Origin of the sequence: Pararhodobacter marinus (assembly GCF_003122215.1) — a bacterium.
Taxonomy (GTDB): domain Bacteria; phylum Pseudomonadota; class Alphaproteobacteria; order Rhodobacterales; family Rhodobacteraceae; genus Pararhodobacter; species Pararhodobacter marinus.
In genome coordinates, this window is record NZ_QEYD01000003.1 from 55,907 (window position 1) to 77,020 (window position 21,114).

Consider the following 21,114-nt stretch of genomic DNA (forward strand, 5'->3'; position numbering starts at 1 on the left):
CTATGGCTGGCGCAGCCGCTCGCGGTTCAGCGCCAGCCAATAGGCGCTGGTGATCAGCGGACCATTGGCGACCTCGCCCGAGCGGATCAGGTCCATCAGACGCTCGAAGGGCAGGATATGCGAGCGGATATCCTCGGCCTCGGAGGCAAGGCCATGGATCCCCGCCGCCTCGTCGGGAAGCGCGGCGAGCCCGATATAGGTGTACAGGTATTCCGTCACCGCCCCCGGGCTGGGATAATAGCGGCCCGATGAATGAAGCACGCCCAGATCCAGCGCGGCCTCTTCGCGGGCCTCGCGCCGCGCCGCCGCTTCGGGCTCCTCACCCGCGTCGATGCGGCCGGCGATTGCCTCGATTGACCAGGGATTGCGGTCGCCGCGCGCGAACGGACCGGCACGGAATTGCTCGACCACCATCACGCGGTCGCGCACCGGATCATAGGGAAGCACGGTCACGGCATCCGACATCAGGAAGGCCGCGCGCAGCACCGTCTCGCTGCTCCCGCCGCCGAAACGACGATGGCGCAGGCGGTCCTCGAACACCGCAAAGAACCGCGTATAGGGTTCCTCGCGGGCCAGAAGCGCGACATCGTCGGGCATCGCGTCGTGGCGCAGTGTCGCGGGCGCAGGCTCGTCCGCCGCGCGCAGCCGGCTCGCCACATGGCCTGCCAGCAGCGGATAGCGTTCGGCAATGATGGCGGGCGGCAGCCGGTCGAACAGCGGCATCAGCGCCTGCGCGACCTCGGTCCGCAGCCGCCCTTCAAGCGCCACCCACTCCGCCAGGGACCACGGCTCACCCGGCGTGAAAAGCCCCGCCTCGGGGCGATAGACCAGCGCCTCGACCGGCCCGTCCGTGGCCTGCACGGTCACCGGCTCGGGGCGATAGTGCCAAAGCTGCTCGTAGGCGTCGAGCCGCGCCATCGCCCGCGCATCGGGGCGTACCAGCAGCCCCTGGGCAACGGCGCCCGGCTGCGCGGCGCAAAGCGGGAAACGCTGCGCGATCCCCGCGCCATCGACGGCCCGGCTTACCGCGTGGTCCGTCAGCGTCGCGGCCTCACCGTCAAGGGGGGCGCCCGCGACAGCGTCAAGCAACGGCGCGTGGCGCAGGGTTCCGAACAGAAAGAGCGGCTTAGCGGGCATTCCGGCGCCGTTCCATCATCCGCCAGATGACATGCAGCACGATGCCGATCACCACCGCACCCGCGCCCAGAAAAATCAGGTATTCCTGCACCAGCGCCTTTTTCAGCCAGCCGATGATGATGTCGATATAGCCCGTCAGCGCGTCCATCACCTCGCCATAACGGCGGCGGAAGCCCAGGATGAAGACCTCGCGCACGCCCATCACCATCGCGGTGACAAGGGCCGACAACACGATCCCCTGCGCAACGATATAGATCGAGAACCAAAGCGCGCGCCCGATCCGCCCGCCGACGAAAAGCCAGCCGATCAGCGCGCTGATCCCCGCCGTCCAGACGGCAAAGGCCCCCATGCGCGCCAGCGGGTCGAAGAGCGGTTCGTACCCCTTCGCGGCAAAATAGCCGAAGACCCCCAGCAGGATCGCGGCAATCGGCCGGATCAACGTGAACATGGCGTCTCCATCGGCTGTCTGCGTCGGGCGCTCAGGCGGCGTGCACCGCTCGGCCCCCGACCCGCAGGTCAGGCCGGACGGCGCAGGGTGATCTGAGTCACGTCACAGATACCCGTGTGAAACGCCCCCGCGCAAGAGGTGAGGTAGAAGTCCCACATCCGCTTGAAGCGCATGTCGTAACCCATTGTCTGGATACGATCCCACGCATTGGTAAAGCTTTCGTGCCAGCGTCGGAGCGTGATCGAATAGCTTTCGCCGAACTCGATCGAGGACAGCCAGCCCAGACCCGCTTTCTGCGCCTCCTGCGCGAAACGCGCGGGCGAGATCAGCATGCCGCCGGGGAAGATGTATTTCTGGATGAAATCCACATTCTTGCGATAGGTCGGGAAGCGGTCATTGGGCACCGTGATGACCTGGATCGTCGCCTTCGCCCCGGCCTTCAGCCGGTCACGCACCGTTTCGAAATAGGCGGGCCAATAGCTTTCGCCCACCGCTTCGAACATCTCGATCGAGGCGATTCCGTCATAGGTGCCGCGCTCGTCGCGGTAATCCTGCATCTTGATCTCGACCTTGTCCGACAGCCCGGCCCGCGCCATCCGCGCCACGGCGAAATCGTGCTGCGCCTTCGAGATCGTCAGCCCGGTGACTTTCAGCCCGCGCTGACCGGCCGCGTATTCCGCGAACCCGCCCCAGCCGCAGCCGATTTCCAGCACATGGTCGCCCGGTTGCAGCCCCAGCGAGTCGACCAGCGCCGCGTATTTCTGCTCTTGCGCGCGCTCTAGGCTTTCCTGCCCCGTGTGGAACAGCGCCGAGGAATAGGTCATCGAATCGTCGAGCCACTGGGCGTAGAAATCGTTTCCCAGATCATAGTGATACGAGATGTTCTTGCGCGCCTGCTGCTTCGAGTTGCCCCGCAACCAGTGGCGCACGCGTTCATAGACACGCACCAGCGCCATGCCGGTGAAATCGTCCAGAAGTGCGGGGTTGTCCTTGAACACGATGTCCATCAGATCCTGCAGGTCGGGCGTCGTCCACCAGCCGTCGATATAGGCATCGGCGAAACCCAGATCCCCCTCGCGGATCAGCCGGGCGAAGGCGTCGGGATTGTGGATGGTGATCTCGGCGGCGAGGCCCGGCTCGCTGCCCTGCGCGCGGAACCGCCGCCCGTCGGGCAGGATCAGGTCGAGGCGCCCGTAATTCATGCGCTGAAGCTGCGCGAAAACGGGTTTGAAATATCGGGGCAGATCGGACTGCCCCTCGGTGGTGGTGATGATGTCCATCCGCGTCCCTGTCGTCTGTCTGTTTGTTGTACGAAAGATTAAGGCCGCTGGATGTATACGCAATCCCGTTTCGTCACGATTTCTTAAGGCTGTCATAGGCTTCGAGCGCCGCCTCGCGTCCCTTTGACAGCGCGATCATGCGCTCGGGGTAATCCGCTTTCGCGTCCAGCTTCCAGGCACGCGGGACGGCCTTGAAGTAATCGAGCGCCTCCTCGCCCGGATCGTCGCTCAGCTCGGCGATGAAGCGTTTGCGGTACTCTTCTGTTTTATCGAACTTTTCCGCCTGCGTCTCGGGATTGAACACGCGGAAATAGGGGGCCGCATCGGGCCCCGACCCCGCCACCCACTGCCACCCCATCGCGTTCGAAGCCGGATCCCAGTCGATCAGGCAATCGGCAAACCACTCCATGCCGATTTTCCAATGCGTTGTCAGGTGCTTGGTCAGATAACTTGCGACCACCATCCGCACCCGGTTATGCATCGTTCCGGTGACATACATCTCGCGCAGACCGGCATCGACGAAGGGCTCGCCCGTCATGCCCCGCCGCCACCGCTCGGCATCCTTGTTGTCCTGCCGCCAGGGGAAATCGTCCCATTCCTCGCGCCAGTTGCTTTCCAGCAGTTGCGGGAAATGGAACATCAGGTGGTGGGCGAAATCGCGCCAGGCCAGTTCCTTGCGAAAATGCGTGCCGCCCTTGCCTGTATGCACCTTGGCCGCGTGCCAGACGCGCCGGGGGCCGATCTCGCCATAGGTCAGGTTCTCGGACAGGCCCGAAACCGCGGGTTTCGCCGGAAAATCGCGGTCGTCCTTGTAGTCCAGCACCGGACCGTCCAGGAAATTCTCCAGCCGCTTGCGGGCTGCTTCTTCACCGACGATGGCGTGTTTCGCGACGATGTCGGCGCCCCTTTTCATTGCCGCCCCCAGATCCCAGTCGGCCAGGTCCTCGCTCTCGGGCCAGCGATCCGGCGGGTTCAGATCATCCGGCGCCTCGCAGGGCTGCGCCACGCCCTTTTCGTCAAGGGCGCGGAAGAAGGGCGAATAGACCTTGTAGGGGTCGCCCGCCTTGGTCTCGATCTCCCAGGGTTCGACCAGCGTGTGGCCGGGGAACGACCGCGCCTCGAAATCCTTGCTTTTCAGCGTATCCTTGATCTCGCTGTCGCGGTCGCGCGACAGCGGATCGTAGAGCCGCGTCCACCACACGCCGCCCGCGCCGGTTTCGTCGAGAAGTTCCAGCAATACGGGCAAAGCCGCCCCCCTGCGCAGGATCAGCCGCGTGCCGCGATCCTTGAGCCGCGCGGCGAAGCTGCCGATCGCCTCGCCATAGCGCCAGCGTGCCGCGGCGCCGATATCGGTGACGGCGCGGTCGGCGATGAAGACGGGGATCAACGGCCGGCCGGTCGCGGCGGCGGCGGCCAGCATCGGATGGTCGTCCAGCCGCAGATCGCGGCGAAACCAGACGATCAGCGGGGTATCGGCACGGTCTTTGTCGGTCATGTCGTCTTTCGCATTGCGTAAAACGCGATCTAGCGTGCCAGATGTGACGTCAATAGCCGTCCGGCCGCAACCGTATGGACCGAGAAACAACCTATGCGATTGACACGACTCGGGGCCTCTGTCATCCTAATGACAGACAATAAAAACACCGATAACACAGTGGGTTGACGCATGAGCAGCGGGTCTTCCCTGGACAAGCGCACGCCGGACCGGGCCTCGGCGATCGCGTCGCTTCTTCAGGACAACATCCTTTCGGGTCACTACGCGCCGGGCGACCGTCTTCCGTCTGAGGCCGATCTCTGCGCGCATTTCAAGGTCTCGCGCCCGACCTTGCGCGAAGCGCTGGGGCGACTGAATGCCCGGGGCATGATCACCGCGCGGCGCGGGGCCGGCGGTGGCGCCTTCGTCACCCAGCCCACGCCGGAAGTGGCGGGTGAGCAGGTGGCGGCGCTGGTCGCCCTGTCGACCCGCGCGCCGGATAACGCGCATCGGCCCTTCCTGACCGAAGCGCGCATCCAGATGATGCTGGGCTGCGCCGAACTGGCGATCCTGCGCAAGGCAGAGATCACCGATCTGCGCGCCGAGATCGACCTGCAATCCGACTTTTCCATCGATGACGAGACCTTCGTCGGCTCGATGCGCCGCATGAACCTGGCGCTGGCTGCGGCGTCGGGCAACAACGCGATGACGATGCTGACGCAGGGGCTGATCGAGGCCGAGTTCGCCGTCACGCCGAAGACCGACTACCCCACCCGCATCCGCGCGCGCTTCCTGTCCTATCACGTGCGCATCGCCAATGGCATCGCCGGGCTGCGCGGCGAGGATACCCGCGCGGCGATCATGGAATTGTGGAGCTTCGAATCCGACCGCGCGAACGGTGAGGCCGACGACGCCCAGCCGGTCGAACGCCCGCCGCGGATGCGCGATCTGCGACTGCCGCCGGTGCAGCGTCTCACGCCGCTGCCGGACCAGTCCCCGCCAGAGTAAGCACGCGCCATGCAGCCCTCGTTGCGGCATCGCCTGTCCGTGGCCGTCGATCCCGAGATGCGCGAGGATGACGGACTTTCGCCCTTCAACCGGCTTGTGGTCAGCGGCATCCTGCTGCTGATCCTGGTGGGCGTGCTGGAAACCGAGGTGCATGTGATCCGCCGTTTCGGCGGCGTACTCGAAATGATCAAGGCGGCGCTTTTCGTCTTTTTCCTGGTGGAATACGGGCTCAGGCTCTGGGTTGCGCCGCTCAACCCGCGCATCCGCAATGTCTGGCATTACGCGTTCAGCCCCAGCGCGCTTCTGGATCTGGCGGTTCTGGTCACCCTTGCCTCGCCCTTTCTGGGACTTGAGGCGACGGTGTTCCGCCTGCTGCAATTGCTGCGCATCCTGCGGCTTGCCCGGCTCGGGCGGTATTCGCGCGGCATGAACCTGCTCTATGACGCGCTGCGCTCGCGCGCGACCGAGCTTTGGCTCAGCATGGTGATGGCCCTGTCGCTGATGCTGGCGGCCTCGACGCTGCTCTACATCGTCGAGGGAGAGGTCCAGCCCGAGGCTTTCGGCTCGATCCCCCGCGCCCTGTGGTGGGCGGTCGAAACGCTGACCACGGTGGGCTATGGCGACGTGGTGCCGGTGACACCGCTGGGCCGTTTCCTGGCCGCGCTGACGGCCTTGTGCGGCATCGGGTTCATCGCGCTGCCCACGGGCCTGCTGGCGGGCGCGTTTTCCGACGCGATGCGCCAGTCGCGCGAAGAGCGCCGGCACCGCCACGACTGAACCCGTTTGCCCTGCCGCGCCCCCTTGAGCCGCGCCGAATGCCGCCCTATATAGAGCGTGTTCCCGGCAACGGGGACTATGGACATAAACGCGCTCGTAATAAGCGGTTCGGACCCGGGGGCGGTACCCGGCGGCTCCACCAGACTTCCCTCATTGGGGGCGAATGGGGCCGAAACAGGATCGACGAACGTCTAAAGGGGTTTGCTTTGTCCCGGTGAGGTACCACCGTTATCGGTCCGAAACGTACAGTTGCCAATGACAACCGTGCTCCGGTGGCCGTCGCTGCGTAAGCAGTTGACCTAAACCGATCTTAAGCCCTTGCGCTTAGCCGCGTAAGGCGGGGTTCGCAGGTACCTGGCAACAGAAACCTGCACTTTCCCCCCTTCGCAGCGCCCGGCCTCACGGCTTCGTGATCCCTGCCCCTCGGGCTGCGTGCGACCATGCGCCATGTCCGAGCGACGCAGTCTCCGTCCGATCTGCCTTGCCGCGAGCTTGTGGCTGGCCCTGTTCCCCGGGCGCGCCTTGGCGTGTGACGTGGCGCTGGTGCTTGCCATGGACGTCTCGGGCTCGGTCGATGCCTATGAATATACGCTGCAGTCGCAGGGCATCGCGCAGGCGATCCGCGATCCCCAGGTGCAGGACGCGCTGGTCCATGGCCGCGCGGCGTTGGCGGTTGTGCAATGGTCGGGCGCCATGGAGCAGAGCGTCACCCTGCCCTGGACCCGGATCACCGAACCGGCCGACGCCCAGGCCGTGGCCACCCGCGTGCAGGTGATGCCCCGCGCCCATGCCGGTGGCAACACGGCGGTGGGCGAAGCGATCCGCGTGTCGGCCGCGCTGTTTGCGCAGGTGGGCGATTGCGTGCGCTGGGTGATCGACGTCTCGGGCGACGGGGACGAGAACGAAAGCTTCACCCTGGGCACCGAGCGCGTCGCGGCCTATCGGCGCGGCATTCAGATCAACGGGCTGGCGATCGAGGCGGCGGGACAATCCCAGTCCATCACCAATTTCTACAACCGCCATGTGGTGACGCCCGGCGGGTTCGTCATCACCGCCCGCCAGCACGACGATTTCGCCCGCGCCATGCGCGAGAAGATGCTGCGCGAGCTGATCGCCCCGGTGGCCGCCCTGCCCGGTCCGGAACCGGCCCTTGCCCCGCCCGCGCCCCCGCTGCCGGAATACGCCGCGCTCGACATGTTTCTGCGGATGCCGGCGCGGTGAAGGGTTTTCTTCGGCCCTGAAAACCCTATGGTGACGATAAGACCGCCCCCGCGACCGGGGGACTTCAAGAGGACGATCATGGCGCGCGGAATCGATTATGGAAACCTCATGCACCAGGCCATGCGCGGCCTGATCCGAGAGGTTCTGACCGGAATCGCCGAAAACGGCCTGCCCGGCGAGCATCATTTCTTCATCACGCTGAACACCCGCAATCCCGGCGTGCAGATGGCCGACTGGCTGCAGGCGCGCTATCCCGACGAGATCACCATCGTCATCCAGCACTGGTTCGAGAATCTCAGCGTCGACGAGCAAGGCTTTGCCATCACGCTGAATTTCGGCAACCAGCCCGAGCCGCTCTATATTCCTTACGACGCGATCACGACCTTCGTGGATCCCTCGGTCGAGTTCGGCCTGAAATTCGAAACCCATGCCGATGACGAGGATGAGGACGACGAGTTCGAGGACGAGGAAGCGCCGATGATGCATTCCGAACCGGAACCGCAGAAAGCGGGCGAGGTCGTGAGCCTCGACAAGTTCCGCAAGTAAGCACCGAGCCCCGGCCTCGCCTTGCGGGGGGCGACATCGGATCACTTCGCGTTCCGACCCCTCAAAGCACCCGGCAAAACACCCCGCGCCCCCGGTCGCGGGGTTGTTCGTTTGCGCCGGAGCCTTCATGTTCTGGTCCAGACGAAACCGGAATCGGATACGCCATGAGCAAGTCGCTGGCGCGCGTGCGCCAAGCCATCGAAGAGATCGGCCTCGACGCCGAGATCCTTCACCCCGGACAGAGCCGCACCGCCGAGGATGCGGCGCGCGCCTGTGACTGCGACATCGACCAGATCGTGAAATCGCTGATCTTCCAGGGGGAAAGCGGCCAGATCTACCTGTTCCTGACGGCGGGCGGCAAGCGGCTGGACGCGGACAAGGGCGCCGCCGTCGCGGGCGAGACCCTGCTGCGCGCCGATGCGAACACGGTGCGCAAGGTCACGGGCTTCGCGATCGGCGGCGTGGCCCCGATCGGCCATCTTTCGGCGCCCCGCATTTTCGCCGATCCCCGGCTGAAGGAATTCGACACCGTCTATGCTGCGGCGGGAACGCCCGACCACGTCTTCGCGGTCGCGCCCGATGCCCTGTTCGCCGCCTGTCACGCCAAAGAGGCCGATTTCACGCAATGAGCCTGCCCCATCCCCTCGACGAGCCGGAATTCTACGATCACCTGATGATCAAACGCTTCATGGCCTGGGTGATCGACCTGGTGATCACGCTTGTCATGGTGCTGATCGCGCTGGTGCTGACCGGGTTTCTTGCGATCTTCATCCTGCCCTTTGTCTGGGCCGCCATCGCCATTGCCTATCGCACGGTGATGCTGACGCGCTACGGCGCGACCCTGGGGATGATGGTCGCCTCGGTCCGCTGGGTGCGGCTGGACGCCACGCGCCCAGACCAGACCCTGGCGCTGTGGCATTCGGTGATCTATGCAGGCTCGATGAGCTTCGTGATCCCGCAGATCGCCTCGGTCGCGATGATGATGATCACGCCCTACCGGCAGGGGCTCAATGACTGGATCCTCGGCACGACCATCGTGAACCGCTACATCGAACACTGATCGGTGAGGCGCCTTCAGGTCATGCGGGATTGCGACGCCATGCCCCTTGGCGGGGCGGAAAACCGTTGCTAGGTTGATCTATGTTGTGCCCCCGGGCGCAATGCGTTGAGTTTCACGACCCCGGCCCTACGTCTTCATTGCCCCGTTCGAAGGATGTGCGCCCCCCATGCGCCACACGCTGCCCATAGCGCCGCAATTCTATGTCACGGCTCCGCAGCCCTGCCCCTATCTGCCCGGGCAGAGCGAGCGCAAGCTGTTCACCGCCCTGACCGGCGAAGGGGCGCGCGCGCTCAATGACACGCTGTCCAAACAGGGATTCCGCCGGTCGCAGAACGTGCTCTATCGTCCGGCCTGTTCGGAATGCGCAGCCTGCCTTTCGGCGCGGATCCGCGTGGCGGATTTCGAGCCCTCGCGCAGCCAGCGGCGCAACATCAAGCGCAACCAGCACCTGCATCGCGAGGCGACCAGCCCCTGGGCCACGGATGAACAGTTCACGCTGTTTCGCCGCTATCTCGACAGCCGCCATGCCGATGGCGGCATGGCCGATATGGACATCTTCGAATTCGCCGCGATGATCGAAGAGACGCCGGTCCGCTCACGCGTGATCGAATACACCGAGAAACCCGCCAATCCGGGCGAGAAACGGCGCGGATCGGGACGGCATCTTTCGGCGGTCTGCCTGACAGATGTGCTCGATGACGGGCTGAGCCTTGTCTATTCCTTCTACGATCCCGACCGGATCAAGGACGGGCTGGGGACCTACATGATCCTCGACCATATCGCGTTGGCGCGGCAGGTGGGGCTGCCCTATGTCTATCTGGGCTATTGGGTGCCCGGCAGCGCGAAGATGGCCTACAAGGCCAAGTTCAGCGGGCTGGAGGTCTATCGCGACGGCGACTGGCACAATCTGGGCGACCCCGAGGATTACGGCCGCCAGCCGCATCCGCTGTCGGTCCGCCCGATCACCGAACAGGTCGCGGCCATCAGCCTGCCGCCCGCCCCCCCAGCGCGCGGCCCGCGCAACGGCTGATCCGGTTTCATGCTTCCCGCCCTGCGCCGCGCCCTTTCGCGCGGCGTTTTGCGTTTCAAGGCCCGTCCACCCGGCGGCATTTCGTCCCGTCGGGGCGCCCAGCCCCCGAATCGGGCACCGGAATTTCCATTTCGTGCGTGGAAACCCCATGATCACGCAATATCCGCAAAGATTTTCGACCATTTTTGACGCAAACCGCTGTCAAGGGCGCTTGACGCTGCCCTGCAGCGGACGTAATGTCCCGCCGAACGCTACAGGAGAGACGGATGACCGTCGTACTTATCAGTTCAGGGGATCGCACCGGATCGGCATGAGGCCGACACCGACCGTTCCCCATGCGCCCCCCTGACCGGGGGTTTTTTGTTGCCCTATCGGCTGGCCTGGGGCAAAGGCTGGCACAAGATCCGAAGCGAGATCCTAAGGTGGAGAAAGTCATGTCCCAGCAGACGAACGCAGCGCAGATGACCGGCGCCAAGATGGTCGTTCAGGCGCTCAAGGACCAGGGTGTCGAAGTCGTGTTCGGCTATCCCGGCGGCGCGGTTCTGCCGATCTATGACGAATTGTTCCAACAGAACGAGATCCGCCATATCCTCGTGCGTCACGAACAGGGCGCGACCCACATGGCCGAAGGCTATGCCCGCTCGACCGGCAAGCCCGGCGTGGTGCTGGTGACCTCGGGTCCCGGCGCGACCAACGCGGTGACCGGCCTGACCGACGCGCTGATGGATTCGATCCCGCTTGTCGTGATCTCGGGCCAGGTGCCCACCTTCCTGATCGGCACCGACGGCTTTCAGGAAGCCGACACCGTGGGCATCACCCGCCCCTGCACAAAAAACAACTGGCTGGTGAAGGATCCCGACAACCTGGCCGAGACGATCCATCAGGCGTTCCACGTCGCCACGACCGGCCGTCCCGGCCCGGTTCTGGTCGATATCCCCAAGGACGTGCAATTCGCTGACGGGACCTATACGCCCCCGCAAAAAGCGAAGGTCGATCACTACCAGCCCCGCGTGAAGGGCGATATCGCCGCGATCACCGCTCTGGTCGAGCTGATCGAACAGGCCGAGCGCCCGGTCTTTTATACAGGCGGCGGCGTGATCAACTCGGGGCCCGCCGCCTGCCAGCTGCTGTGCGAGCTGGCCGACAGCACCGGCTTCCCCGTCACCTCGACCCTGATGGGTCTGGGCGCCTATCCGGCGTCGGGCAAGAACTGGCTGGGGATGCTGGGCATGCATGGTCTCTACGAGGCCAACATGGCGATGCATGACTGCGACCTGATGATCAATGTCGGCGCGCGTTTCGACGACCGGATCACCGGCCGGGTCAACGCCTTCAGCCCCCATTCGACCAAGGCGCATATCGATATCGATCCCTCCTCGGTCAACAAGGTGATCCGCGTCGATCTGCCGATCATCGGCGATGTGGGCCACGTTCTGGAAGACCTGCTGCGGATCTGGAAATCGCGCGGCCGCAAGACCAACAAGGAAGGTCTGGCCAAGTGGCGGAGCCAGATCGAGGAATGGAAAGCGGTGAACTGCCTCGCCTACAAGGGGTCGGACAGCATCATCAAGCCGCAATACGCCATGCAGCGGCTGGAAGCGCTGACCAAGGGCCGCGACCGCTACATCACCACCGAAGTGGGGCAACATCAGATGTGGGCCGCGCAGTTCCTGCATTTCGACGCGCCCAACCGCTGGATGACCTCGGGCGGTCTGGGCACGATGGGCTACGGCCTGCCCGCCTCGATCGGGGTGCAGGTGGCGCATCCCGACGCGCTGGTGATCAACGTCGCCGGCGAGGCCTCTTGGCTGATGAACATGCAGGAAATGGGTACCGCGGTGCAGTTCCGCGCGCCGGTCAAGCAGTTCATCCTGAACAACGAACGTCTGGGCATGGTGCGCCAGTGGCAGCAATTGCTGCATGGCGAGCGGTATTCGCATTCCTGGTCGGAATCGTTGCCCGATTTCGTGAAACTGGCCGAGGCTTTCGGCTGCAAGGGGATCAAGGTCGATCACCCCGATCAGCTGGATGACGCGATCATGGAGATGATCAACTACGACGGCCCGGTGATCTTCGACTGCCTCGTCGAAAAGCATGAAAACTGCCTGCCGATGATCCCCTCGGGCAATGCGCATAACGACATGCTGCTGCCGTCCGACGATGTCCGCGCCATTACCGGCGCTGGCGCGGCGCTTGTGTAAGCCCTTGGTGCAAGGAAGAAATTGATGTCCCCGCTTCACATCCAGCAAGGCTCGTCCAAGCATTCGGCCTATGACCTTCGCGACCCGAATTCCGAGGTTCTCGAACGCCATACGCTCGCCGTCATCGTCGCCAACGAACCGGGCGTCCTGGCCCGGGTCATCGGCCTGTTCTCGGGCCGGGGCTACAACATCGAAAGCCTCACGGTCGCCGAAACCGACCACAAGGGCCATCGCTCGCGCATCACCATCGTCACCGTGGGCACGCCGCAGGTGATCGAGCAGATCAAGGCGCAGCTGGGCCGCATTGTGCCGGTGCACGAGGTCCATGACCTGACGGTCGAGGGCGCCTCGGTCGAGCGCGAGCTGGCGCTTCTGAAGGTCGAAGGCAAGGGCGATGCCCGGATCGAGGCGCTGCGCCTGGCCGAGATCTTCCGCGCCAATGTCGTCGATTCCACGCTGGAAAGCTTCGTGTTCGAGATGACCGGCGCACCGTCCAAGATCGACGCCTTCGCCGACCTCATGCGTCCCCTGGGCCTGTGCGAAATCGCGCGCACCGGCGTCGCGGCGCTGGCGCGCGGCGGTGCGGCCTGAGCCTCGCGCCTTTCTGCTGAGGGTTCTGCCCTTTTTCACCGGCGCCTCCCTCGCGGCGGCGCTGGTGCTGACGGGCGTGGCGATGGTCCAGACGCTGGGCCTGATGCGCGCGCGGCCCCCGGGCACCCGGGTCGAGGCCACGGTTCTCACCGTCGACCTGCGCCCGCCCACGCAGACCGAACCGTGGTATGAAGGGCGCGCGCGGCTCTTTGTCTCGGACCCGCAACTGGGCACCTTCACCATCGCGACCGATCACCCGCCCGTCTCGGTGACCGAGATCTGGCCCGGCGCCCTGGTCGAGGTCGCCGTGACCCCGGGGCATCCGCCGCAGGTTGCCTATTGGCCGACCGCGCGCGAGCGGCACAACCGCGTCACGCTGATCGCTCTTGCCCTCACCCTGTCGCTTGCCGCAATCTCGGGGCTCGCCACCCGGATGCTGAGACCCGCATGATCCCCCTCACCCCGATTGCCGGCCATGACGTGCTGTTCGTCATGGCCGCCCAAGCCGAATACGGCCCGCATCTGCAAGCCCGCATCACCCCGCTGATCTGCGGTGTGGGTCCGATCGAGGCCGCGGTCCAGACCAGCCGCGCGCTGACACTTCTGGAATCCCAAGCGCGCAAACCCGCGCTCGTCGTGTCGCTTGGCTCGGCCGGGTCCGCGCGGCTCGATCATTGCGGGCTCTATCAGGCCAGCCATGTCGCCTGGCGCGATATCGACGCGTCAGCGCTGGGATTCGAGCGGGGGACCACGCCCTTTCTCGACCTGCCCGCGATCCTGGAACTGGGTCATGCCATTCCGGGGCTCAAGCGGGCGACCCTGTCGACCGGGGCGAATATCGTCTCGGGCGCGGGCTATGACGGCATCGTGCAGGACATGGTGGACATGGAGACCTTCGCCATCCTGCGCGCCTGCATGCTGGCCGAGGTGCCGCTGATCGCCCTGCGCGGCATCTCGGACGGCAAGGCCGAGCTCACCGGGCTGCATGACTGGCAGGAATACCTGCATGTGGTTGATGAAAAGCTCGCCGGCGCCGTCGACAGGCTGGGCGCCGCGCTGGGGGACGGCAGCCTGACGCTGTAGGGTGCGTGCTCTGCACGCACCGTTCCGGCCCCGAAAAAGAGGCCCAAGGCCCCTTCCCGTCTCAGTAATGCAGCGCCCGACCGTAAGCGTCGAGCACGCTTTCATGCATCATCTCGCTCAGCGTCGGATGCGGGAAGACGGTATGCATCAGGTCTTCCTCGGTCGTCTCCAGCGTGCGGCCGATGACATAGCCCTGGATCAGCTCGGTCACTTCCGCGCCGACCATGTGGGCGCCCAGAAGCTCGCCGGTCTTCGCGTCGAAAATCGTTTTCACCAGGCCTTCGGGTTCGCCCAGGGCAATCGCCTTGCCGTTGCCGATGAACGGGAAGCGCCCGACCTTGATGTCGTAGCCCGCTTCCTTCGCCTTCGCCTCGGTCAGCCCGACCGAGGCCACCTGCGGGTGGCAATAAGTGCAGCCGGCGATGGTGTTGGGCTTGATCGGATGCGGATGCTGGCCCGCGATCATCTCGGCGACAATGACGCCCTCGTGGCTGGCCTTGTGCGCCAGCCACGGCGCGCCGGCGATATCGCCGATCGCCCACAGCCCCTTGACCCCGGTGCGGCAACATTCGTCGACCACCACATGGGTGCGGTCGATCTTGACGCCCAGCTCTTCCAGGCCCAGCCCTTCGACATTACCGACGATGCCCACGGCCGAGATCACCGTGTCGAACTCCTCGGTCGTGGTCTTGCCGCCCGCTTCCAGATGCGCGGTGACCTTGCCGTTGCCGCGGTCCAGTTTCTTGACCGTGGTCTTTTCCTTGATCTTCATGCCCTGCTTGGTGAACTGCTTCTTGGCGAAGGCCGAGATCTCGGCATCTTCCACCGGCAGCACCCGGTCCATCACTTCGACGACCGTGGTATCGGCGCCCAGCGTGTTGAAGAAGCTGGCGAATTCGATGCCGATCGCGCCCGAGCCGATGACCAGCAGCTTCTTCGGCATCCGCTTGGGATCCAGCGCGTGCTTGTAGGTCCAGACCAGGTCGCCATCGGCTTCCAGACCCGGCAATTCGCGCGCCCGCGCGCCGGTGGCCAGGATCACGTCGGGGGCCTTGAGCGTTTCCTCGCCCTTGTCCCCCTTTACCGAGACCTTGCCCACGGCGGGGATCGTGGCCTTGCCCATGAAGACGGTGATCTTGTTCTTCTTCATCAGATGGCCGATTCCGCCCGACAACTGCCCGGCCACCCCGCGCGAGCGTTTGACCACGGCGGCCAGGTCGAAGCCGATCTTGTCGGCGCTCAGCCCGAAATCCTTCGCGCGGTGCATCAGGTGGAAGACCTCGGCCGAGCGCAGCAGCGCCTTGGTCGGGATGCAGCCCCAGTTCAGGCAGATGCCGCCCAGATGCTCGCGCTCGACAATGGCGACCTTCTTGCCAAGCTGGGCGGCGCGGATCGCCGCCACATAGCCGCCGGGGCCCGCCCCGATCACGACGACATCAAAGCTGTGCTCTGCCATGGATCCCTCCCGGATGAATATGATTTAGCATTAAACTAAATTCGGGACGCGCGCAACCGGAGCATCCCGAAAGCCGCTGCGTCCGGTGAATAGCCGCCTTGCACATACGGAAACGGCCCGCGGTGCGCCCGCGGCCGTTCACGCCGCCTGAAGCTGGCGGACGATGGCGCCATAGCCGCCCTCGGCAAGCCAGGCGGCCTCGTCCGGGGTGGTCTCGCGCCCGAGCGCCTCGTTACGGAAGGGAAAGCGGCGGAAGCGGCGGATCACGTTGCGATGCGCGCAGGCATGGACGACGTTGTCGGCCCCCGTTTCGGGCAGCCGCGCGATCATCAGCGCCACGCAGCGGTCCTGGTCGAACGGGCTTTCGGAATGCATCAGCGGCAGGTAGCAGAATTGGCGAAGCGGCTCGTCGATCTTCAGATCGGCCATGTTCAGCCACATGTAATGCGACACCCGCCGCGCCTTGTAATCGGTGGCGAAGGCCTTGGCCTGCCCGCGGAACATGTTGCGCGGGAACTGGTCGGTCAGCAGAAGAAAGGCCAGCATCCCTTCGGGGCAGGACATCCAGTGGCGCAGCCGCCCCGCCTGCGCATCGTTCCAGTCCTCTTCGAAGCGCGCGCGGATCTCGTCATCCAGCGCCTCGCCCCCGGCATACCAGCCTTCGGGGCCCAGATCGTCCCAGTAATCGAGGATCGCGTCGGCGCGGGCGGTGGTGGTCATGGCTGGCTCCTTTTTCGCCAGCCTGCGCCGAGCGCGGGGCGGCGGTCAAGCCCGGCGTCGATCACCCTGTAGCGAGGGCCGCCCGGAAGCGGCCCCTGCCCGGTCTTTGGTCCTTTATCCGGCCGCCTTCAGCTTTGCGTCGTCTGCGAGTCGGCGTCGGATTGCTCAAGCGCGGCCTCGATCGTCACCACCGAGGCGGTGGGCGAAATCGCCGTGTAGCCACCCTGTGCATCGGGCGTGGCACGGCGCTGCGTCATCCGCCAGCCGGCATAGGCTGCAAGCAGGATGAAAATGATGCCCATATACAGGAAAAAGCCCGACGGCCCGATCGCCCCCATCAGCCAGCCGGTGACGATAGGCCCCGAGATCGCGCCGATCCCGTTGATGAACATCAGCCCCGCCGAGGCCGCCGCCATGTCGCTGTTGTCGAGGTAATCGTTCACATAGGCCAGCAGCAGCGAATACAGCGGGTTCGAAATCCCGCCCATCAGGACGCCCACGCCGATCAACATCACGAAGGGCACGTCGAACAGCACCGGCACCATCAGCACGATCCCCCCCGCGATGGCCAGCGCCAGGATCAGCACGCGGCGGTCCATCCGGTCGCTCAGCATGCCGATGGGGAATTGCAGGAACAGCCCGCCCACATAGATCGAGGCGATGAAGATCGACAGGTCGCGGATGTTCAGCCCCGCCTGCGTGCCCCAGACCGAGGCCATGCCGAACTGCGCCGAGAACACGCCACCCAGCAGGAACATTCCCACGCAGCCCAGCGGCGACGCCTGATACAGCGCCTTGAAACTCAGCCGCTTGGTCGTGTCGAACGCGGGCGCGGGCGAGATCGACAGCAGGATCGGCGTGAAGGACAGCGACACCAGCACCGACGGGATGACGAACAGAATATAGCCCGACGGATCGCCGAAGTTCAGAAGCGCCTGCGCGGCGATGATCCCGATCATCTGCACGATCAGATACAGCGACAGCGCCTGTCCGCGCGTCTCGTTCGTCGAGGCGTTGTTCAGCCAGCTTTCGGCGGTGATGTAGACGCCCGAGAATGAAAAGCCGATCAGCACCCGCATCACCGACCAAGCGATCCAGTTGGGCGCCGCCGCGTAAAGGATCAGCACCGCCGAAATGAGCGAGCCGAGCGCGGCATAGACGCGGACATGCCCGACCCGGCGGATCATTTCCGGCGCCAAGCGCGAGCCGAACAGGAAGCCCACGAAATAGCACGACATGACGATGGACATCTGCGTGGTCGAGAATTCCTCGATCCCGCCGCGGATACCCAGAAGCGTGCCCTGCATGCCGTTGCCCAGCATCAGCAGCATCAGCCCGAACAAGAGGGGCCAGGTCGATGCGAGAACTTTTAACATGGGCGCGCTCCGGTCAGTCTGTGCGTTTCTCACCTAGCACAGTTACAGGAACGTAAAGGCCGAAAAGCGGCACCTCGGCAACGCTTTGCCCGAACCGTGCAGACGAGGCCCCGGCTTAACCAGATGTTCGCGCCGCTCGTCAACCGGGCGCGCGACGGCAGGGTCCGGTCACGATTGCCTCAGCGCAGGACCGCGCCGCCGCCCCGCTGCCACGCACCCAGATTGCCAAGGTTGTGCACTTCCGGGAACCCGTGCTGTTTCAGGATGCCCGCCGCCCGGCCCGACCGCGCCCCCGAAGCGCAGTACAGATAGAGCGGCTTCCCCGCCTTCCGGGCCGCCGCCAGCCGCGTGTCGTGATGACCCGACGCCGGATCGGCGGCGAGGTGCAGGCGGCTCAGCGGCAGGTTCAGCGCGCCCCGCGCCATGCCCGAGCGCGTCTCGGCCTCTTCGCGCACATCGATGAGAAGCGCGCGATTGTCCCCGACCGCGGCAACGGCCTCGGCAGGATCGACGGCGGCCGTGCCGCCCATGAACGCAGAAAACAGGTTGAACATCGTCAGGCTCCCCAAGGGATGACAGGATCGGTTGACGGTCAGATAGCAGACCCGGCAGTAATATTCAAGATATGGAATTTGTATTCCGCTGCGTTGCGGAATTTTTTGCCCCGGCACGCCGCGTGAAACACGAAAGTTTACTATTTGTTCACTCTCGCCCATTGGAGACTCGCGCAGCCTGCACTATCTTCGCGCCGAAGGCTCGCGCTGGGGGCCGCAACACCACACGAGCCGGAAGCGAAAAACATGGCGGAACAGAAGTTCATCGAGATCCGCGGCGCGCGCGAGCACAATCTCAAGGGCGTCGATGTCGACATTCCCCGCGACAAGCTGGTGGTGATGACCGGGCTGTCGGGGTCGGGCAAATCCTCGCTGGCCTTCGACACGATCTATGCCGAGGGGCAGCGCCGCTACGTGGAATCGCTGTCGGCCTATGCGCGTCAGTTCCTCGACATGATGCAGAAGCCCGATGTCGATCATATCGCCGGTCTCAGCCCGGCGATTTCCATCGAGCAGAAGACGACCTCGAAGAACCCGCGCTCGACCGTCGGCACGGTGACCGAGATCCACGATTACCTCCGCCTTCTGTTCGCGCGCGCCGGGACGCCCTATTCGCCTGCCACCGGCCTGCCCATCGAGGCGCAGCAGGTGCAGGACATGGTCGACCGCGTGCTGCAGCTTGAGGAAGGCACCCGCGCCTATCTGCTGGCCCCGATCGTCCGCGACCGCAAGGGCGAGTACAAAAAAGAGATGCTGGAACTCAGAAAGCAGGGGTTCCAGCGCGTGAAGGTCGACGGCACCTTCCATGAACTCGACACGCCGCCCGAGCTGGACAAGAAATTTCGTCACGATATCGATGTGGTGGTCGACCGGATCGTCGTGCGCCCGGGCATGGAAACGCGGCTTGCCGACAGTTTCCGCACCGCTCTGGACCTGGCCGACGGGATCGCGGTCCTGGAAATGGCGCAGGCGCCGGAGGGCGAAGCGCCCGAACGCATCACCTTCTCCGAGAATTTCGCCTGCCCGGTGTCGGGCTTCACCATCCCCGAGATCGAGCCGCGCCTTTTCTCGTTCAACGCGCCCTTTGGCGCCTGTCCGGCCTGTGACGGGCTCGGCGTCGAGCTGTTCTTCGACGAACGGCTGGTCGTGCCGGATGCGATGCTGCGGCTGGAAGACGGCGCCATCGCGCCCTGGCGCAAGGGCAAGACGCCCTATTTCCTGCAAACCATCGAGGCGCTGGCGAAACACTACAAGTTCAACGCCAAGAAGCCGTGGCGCGACCTGCCGGACGCCGCGAAACAGGTGCTGCTGCACGGCTCGGGCGGCGAGGAGATCGCGTTCCGCTATGACGATTCCGGCCGTGTCTACAAGGTCAGCCGCGCCTTCGAAGGCGTCATTCCGAACATGGAACGCCGCTGGCGCGAGACGGATTCCGCCTATATCCGCGAGGAATTCGAGCGGTATCAGAACAACCGCCCCTGCTCGGCCTGCGGCGGCGCGCGTCTGAAACCCGAAGCGCTGGCGGTCAAGATCGCCGGGCTGCATATCAGCCAGGTCTCGGAAATGTCGATCCGCGACGCGCTCGCCTGGATCGAGGACGCGCCGAACCACCTGTCGAAACAGAAGAACCAGATTGCCACAGCGATCCTGAAAGAGATCCGCGAGCGTCTGGGCTTTCTGGTCAATGTGGGGCTCGATTACCTAACGCTCAGCCGCGCGGCGGGCACGCTCTCGGGAGGTGAAAGCCAGCGGATCCGCCTGGCCAGCCAGATCGGCTCGGGCCTGACCGGCGTGCTTTATGTGCTCGACGAGCCGTCCATCGGCCTGCACCAGCGCGACAACGACCGATTGCTGACCACGCTCAGGAACCTGCGCGATCAGGGCAACACGGTCCTGGTGGTCGAACATGACGAAGACGCGATCCGTACCGCCGATTTCGTGCTGGATATCGGGCCCGGCGCCGGCGTCCATGGCGGGCGCATCGTCAGTCAGGGCACGCCCGAGGATATCGCCGCGGACCCCGTCAGCCTGACCGGGCAATACCTGTCGGGCGCACGCGAGATCGCCGTTCCGGCCACGCGGCGCGAAGGCAATGGGAAGAATATTCGCGTGGTCAAGGCCACCGGCAACAACCTGCGCGACGTGACGGTCGATTTCCCGCTGGGCAAGTTCGTCTGCGTCGCAGGCGTGTCTGGCGGCGGCAAGTCGACGCTGACGATCGAGACGCTGTTCAAGACGGCGTCCATGCGTCTGAACGGTGCGCGCCAGACACCCGCGCCCTGCGAAACGGTTCAGGGGCTGCAGCATCTGGACAAAGTGATCGATATCGACCAGCGCCCCATCGGCCGCACGCCGCGCTCGAACCCGGCCACCTATACCGGCGCCTTCGGTCCGATCCGTGACTGGTTCGCGGGCCTGCCCGAAGCCAAGGCGCGCGGCTACAAGCCGGGGCGGTTCTCGTTCAACGTCAAGGGCGGGCGCTGCGAGGCCTGTCAGGGCGACGGCGTGCTGAAGATCGAGATGAACTTCCTGCCCGACGTCTATGTGACCTGCGAAACCTGCAAGGGCAAACGCTATAACCGCGAAACGCTCGAAGTTTTGTTCAAGGGTAAATCAATTTCCGACGTGCTGGAAATGACGGTCGAGGAAGCGCAGGATTTCTTCACCGCCGTGCCGTCGATCCGCGAGAAGATGGACGCGCTGATGCGCGTGGGGCTGGGCTATATCAAGGTGGGGCAGCAGGCGACGACGCTGTCGGGCGGCGAGGCGCAGCGCGTCAAGCTGTCCAAGGAACTGGCCCGCCGGTCGACCGGCAAGACGCTGTATATCCTCGACGAACCGACCACGGGGCTGCATTTCGAAGACGTGCGCAAGCTTCTGGAGGTGCTGCACGAACTGGTCGAGCAGGGCAACACGGTGGTGGTGATCGAGCACAATCTCGACGTCATCAAGACCGCCGACTGGATCATCGATATCGGCCCCGAGGGCGGCGATGGCGGCGGCATGATCGTGGCCGAGGGCACGCCCGAAGAGGTGGTGAAGGTCGCAGGCAGCCATACCGGGCATTACCTGGCCCCCCTGCTCAAGCAGCGGCGCCGGGCGGCGGAGTGAGAAAGGGGGGCTTTCCGCCCCCCTCTTTGCCTTCCGGCAAA

General features: G+C 65.0%; 20 protein-coding genes and 1 other RNA gene. 13 read left to right on the top strand and 8 right to left on the bottom strand.

Annotated features, from left to right (window positions below; translation table 11 throughout):
* The 4 genes from C4N9_RS05250 to C4N9_RS05265 form a co-directional block, all read right to left on the bottom strand.
* The gene (locus C4N9_RS05250; protein ID WP_109532257.1) at positions 1–1,137 is read right to left on the bottom strand and encodes an NUDIX domain-containing protein; all 1,137 of its coding nucleotides are present in this window, start codon (positions 1,135–1,137) and stop codon (positions 1–3) included.
* Positions 1,127–1,585, bottom strand: a complete 459-nt coding sequence (locus C4N9_RS05255; RefSeq protein ID WP_109532258.1) for a TrgA family protein — start codon at positions 1,583–1,585, stop codon at positions 1,127–1,129. Before C4N9_RS05255 ends, C4N9_RS05250 begins: the two co-directional genes overlap by 11 nt.
* 68 nt (positions 1,586–1,653) lie before the next feature.
* Complete coding sequence (locus tag C4N9_RS05260; protein ID WP_109532259.1) at positions 1,654–2,865, bottom strand: SAM-dependent methyltransferase; 1,212 nt, start codon at positions 2,863–2,865, stop codon at positions 1,654–1,656.
* 73 nt (positions 2,866–2,938) lie between these two features.
* Positions 2,939–4,360, bottom strand: coding sequence for a cryptochrome/photolyase family protein (locus C4N9_RS05265; RefSeq protein WP_109532260.1), 1,422 nt, complete (start codon positions 4,358–4,360; stop codon positions 2,939–2,941).
* A 171-nt stretch (positions 4,361–4,531) separates the two neighbouring features.
* Between C4N9_RS05265 and C4N9_RS05270 the strand changes: the two genes are divergently transcribed.
* From C4N9_RS05270 to C4N9_RS05325, 12 genes are all read left to right on the top strand, one after another.
* Positions 4,532–5,347, top strand: a complete 816-nt coding sequence (locus C4N9_RS05270) for a FadR/GntR family transcriptional regulator (protein ID WP_109532261.1) — start codon at positions 4,532–4,534, stop codon at positions 5,345–5,347.
* Between the two features lie 9 nt (positions 5,348–5,356).
* Positions 5,357–6,124 carry a potassium channel family protein gene (locus C4N9_RS05275; RefSeq protein ID WP_109532262.1) on the top strand — a complete coding sequence of 256 codons (768 nt, stop codon included), beginning with the start codon at positions 5,357–5,359 and terminating at the stop codon, positions 6,122–6,124.
* 20 nt (positions 6,125–6,144) lie between these two features.
* Positions 6,145–6,499, top strand: a transfer-messenger RNA (tmRNA) gene (ssrA, locus tag C4N9_RS05280).
* A gap of 72 nt (positions 6,500–6,571) precedes the next feature.
* On the top strand, positions 6,572–7,345 hold the full coding sequence (locus C4N9_RS05285) for a DUF1194 domain-containing protein (protein ID WP_109532263.1): 774 nt from the start codon (positions 6,572–6,574) through the stop codon (positions 7,343–7,345).
* 78 nt (positions 7,346–7,423) lie between these two features.
* Positions 7,424–7,891 carry an SspB family protein gene (locus C4N9_RS05290; protein WP_109532264.1) on the top strand — a complete coding sequence of 156 codons (468 nt, stop codon included), beginning with the start codon at positions 7,424–7,426 and terminating at the stop codon, positions 7,889–7,891.
* A 164-nt stretch (positions 7,892–8,055) separates the two neighbouring features.
* Positions 8,056–8,520: a YbaK/EbsC family protein gene (locus tag C4N9_RS05295; RefSeq protein ID WP_109532265.1), complete on the top strand. Its 465-nt coding sequence runs from the start codon at positions 8,056–8,058 to the stop codon at positions 8,518–8,520.
* Positions 8,517–8,951: an RDD family protein gene (locus C4N9_RS05300; RefSeq protein ID WP_109532266.1), complete on the top strand. Its 435-nt coding sequence runs from the start codon at positions 8,517–8,519 to the stop codon at positions 8,949–8,951. The genes C4N9_RS05295 and C4N9_RS05300 overlap by 4 nt, the downstream gene beginning before the upstream one ends.
* A 166-nt stretch (positions 8,952–9,117) precedes the next feature.
* The gene (locus C4N9_RS05305; protein WP_109532267.1) at positions 9,118–9,981 is read left to right on the top strand and encodes an arginyltransferase; all 864 of its coding nucleotides are present in this window, start codon (positions 9,118–9,120) and stop codon (positions 9,979–9,981) included.
* Positions 9,982–10,415: 434 nt separating this feature from the next.
* Entirely contained in the window at positions 10,416–12,182 is a 1,767-nt protein-coding gene (locus tag C4N9_RS05310) for an acetolactate synthase 3 large subunit (protein ID WP_109532268.1), read from the top strand.
* A 24-nt stretch (positions 12,183–12,206) separates the two neighbouring features.
* Positions 12,207–12,773 carry an acetolactate synthase small subunit gene (gene ilvN, locus C4N9_RS05315; RefSeq protein WP_109532269.1) on the top strand — a complete coding sequence of 189 codons (567 nt, stop codon included), beginning with the start codon at positions 12,207–12,209 and terminating at the stop codon, positions 12,771–12,773.
* Complete coding sequence (locus C4N9_RS05320) at positions 12,763–13,224, top strand: hypothetical protein (protein WP_109532270.1); 462 nt, start codon at positions 12,763–12,765, stop codon at positions 13,222–13,224. Before ilvN ends, C4N9_RS05320 begins: the two co-directional genes overlap by 11 nt.
* A complete protein-coding gene (locus tag C4N9_RS05325) occupies positions 13,221–13,856 on the top strand; it encodes a 5'-methylthioadenosine/S-adenosylhomocysteine nucleosidase (RefSeq protein ID WP_109532271.1) in 636 nt (211 codons plus the stop codon). Before C4N9_RS05320 ends, C4N9_RS05325 begins: the two co-directional genes overlap by 4 nt.
* Positions 13,857–13,917: 61 nt before the next feature.
* Here C4N9_RS05325 and lpdA read toward each other — a convergent pair whose 3' ends face one another.
* The 4 genes from lpdA to C4N9_RS05345 all read right to left on the bottom strand — a co-directional run bounded on the left by lpdA (position 13,918) and on the right by C4N9_RS05345 (position 18,124).
* Complete coding sequence (gene lpdA / locus C4N9_RS05330) at positions 13,918–15,312, bottom strand: dihydrolipoyl dehydrogenase (RefSeq protein ID WP_109532272.1); 1,395 nt, start codon at positions 15,310–15,312, stop codon at positions 13,918–13,920.
* 138 nt (positions 15,313–15,450) lie between these two features.
* Positions 15,451–16,032 carry a DUF924 family protein gene (locus C4N9_RS05335; RefSeq protein ID WP_109532273.1) on the bottom strand — a complete coding sequence of 194 codons (582 nt, stop codon included), beginning with the start codon at positions 16,030–16,032 and terminating at the stop codon, positions 15,451–15,453.
* A 128-nt stretch (positions 16,033–16,160) separates the two neighbouring features.
* A complete protein-coding gene (locus C4N9_RS05340) occupies positions 16,161–17,408 on the bottom strand; it encodes an MFS transporter (protein WP_109532274.1) in 1,248 nt (415 codons plus the stop codon).
* A 179-nt stretch (positions 17,409–17,587) separates the two neighbouring features.
* Positions 17,588–18,124 carry a rhodanese-like domain-containing protein gene (locus C4N9_RS05345; protein WP_109532275.1) on the bottom strand — a complete coding sequence of 179 codons (537 nt, stop codon included), beginning with the start codon at positions 18,122–18,124 and terminating at the stop codon, positions 17,588–17,590.
* Positions 18,125–18,208: 84 nt separating this feature from the next.
* Between C4N9_RS05345 and uvrA the strand changes: the two genes are divergently transcribed.
* A complete protein-coding gene (gene uvrA / locus C4N9_RS05350) occupies positions 18,209–21,073 on the top strand; it encodes an excinuclease ABC subunit UvrA (RefSeq protein ID WP_109532276.1) in 2,865 nt (954 codons plus the stop codon).
* Positions 21,074–21,114 lie beyond the last annotated feature (41 nt).